Genomic DNA, 1506 nt, shown 5'->3' on the forward strand with positions numbered 1-1506 from the left:
TTCCTAATGAGTTCTGGGAGTGAGCCATCCGGCAGACTCCTGGTGGGTAGGTAGCCGCCGGCAGACGAGCACTCGTGGTTCCTGGACGTCGAGTCCTGACGGAAGATCGTGCCGCTGCCGGTCGGTGTGGAGAGTTGATCGCTGATGGGATGTCGTGCCCGCCCGGTTGCGGCGTGAGCACTGCTTCATTAGGTCGCTGATGGTTCTCTGCCTGGCTACCGGTGGTGATCGGTTCGACAGGTGGGAGACGTGTTGCTGTTCGTGGGAGATGACTGGGCGGAGGACCATCACGACGTCGAGGTGATGGACGCGTCCGGCCGCCGGCTGGCCAAGGCCCGGCTGCCGGAAGGCATGGCGGGCGTGGCACGGCTGCACGCGTTGATCGGCCAGGTGCTCGGCGGCGGCGTCGAGGCCGACACCGGGCAGGTGAAGATCGGCATCGAGACCGATCGGGGTCCGTGGGTGCAGGCCCTGGTCGCCGCGGGGTACACGGTGTACCCGGTGAACCCGTTGCAGGCGGCCCGGTACCGGGAACGCCTCGTACTGTCGGGGGCCAAGAGCGACGCGGCGGACGCGCACATGCTGGCCGACATGGTGCGGACCGATTCGCACCAGCTGCGCCCGATCGCCGGTGACAGCGCCGAGGCAGAGGCGGTCAAGGTCGTGGCTCGGATGCACAAGACGCTGATCTGGGAACGCACCCGCGCCGTGCAGCGGCTGCGGCACGCGCTGCGGGAGTACTTCCCGGCCGCGTTGGCCGCGTTCGAGGACCTCGACGCCGCCGACACCCTGGATCTGCTGGCGAAGGCCCCGGACCCGGCGGCCGCGGCCCGGCTGAGCATCAACCAGATCAGCGCGGCCCTGAAACGAGCCCGCCGTCGTGACATCGCGGCCAAGGCCGCGGCGATCCAGACGGTGCTGCGCGCCGAGCACCTCGGCCAGCCGGCCGTGGTCACCACCGCCTACGCCGCGTCCGTGCGCGCGCTGGTCGCACTGCTGGTCACTCTCAACGAGCAGGTCAAGGCCCTGCAAGGGCAGGTGGATGCCCATTTTGGCCGGCACCCGGACGCTGAGATCATCCTGTCCCAACCCGGGCTCGGTGTGCTCCTCGGCGCCCGGGTGCTCGCCGAGTTCGGCGACGACCACGACCGCTACACGTCGGCCAAGGCACGCAAGAACTACGCCGCGACCAGCCCGATCACCCGCGCCTCTGGCAAGAAACGAACGGTCACCGCCCGGTTCGTGCACAACGACCGGCTCATCGACGCCCTGATGGCGCAGGCGTTCTCCGCGTTGAAGACATCCCCGGGCGCCCGCGCCTACTACGACCGGCAACGCGCCCGCGGCGCAAGCTACAACGCCGCACTGCGGCAACTCGCCAACCGGCTCGTCGGCATCTTGCACGGATGCCTCAAAACCGGCACCCCGTACGACGAGACGACCGCCTGGTCGCATCACCTCGTCGGGGCCTCTGCTTGACATTTCAAGCTCCTGGGATGTCTTCCG

At 68.7% G+C, this 1506-nt stretch carries 1 protein-coding gene; it reads left to right on the forward strand.

Annotation, left to right across the window (positions count from 1 at the left end; translation table 11 throughout):
- Positions 1-252: 252 nt before the first annotated feature.
- Positions 253-1479: an IS110 family transposase gene (locus ACNAVT_RS31720; RefSeq protein ID WP_416301672.1), complete on the forward strand. Its 1227-nt coding sequence runs from the start codon at positions 253-255 to the stop codon at positions 1477-1479.
- Positions 1480-1506 lie beyond the last annotated feature (27 nt).

This window comes from Micromonospora sp. SL4-19 (genome assembly GCF_047921475.1).
Taxonomy (GTDB): domain Bacteria; phylum Actinomycetota; class Actinomycetes; order Mycobacteriales; family Micromonosporaceae; genus Micromonospora.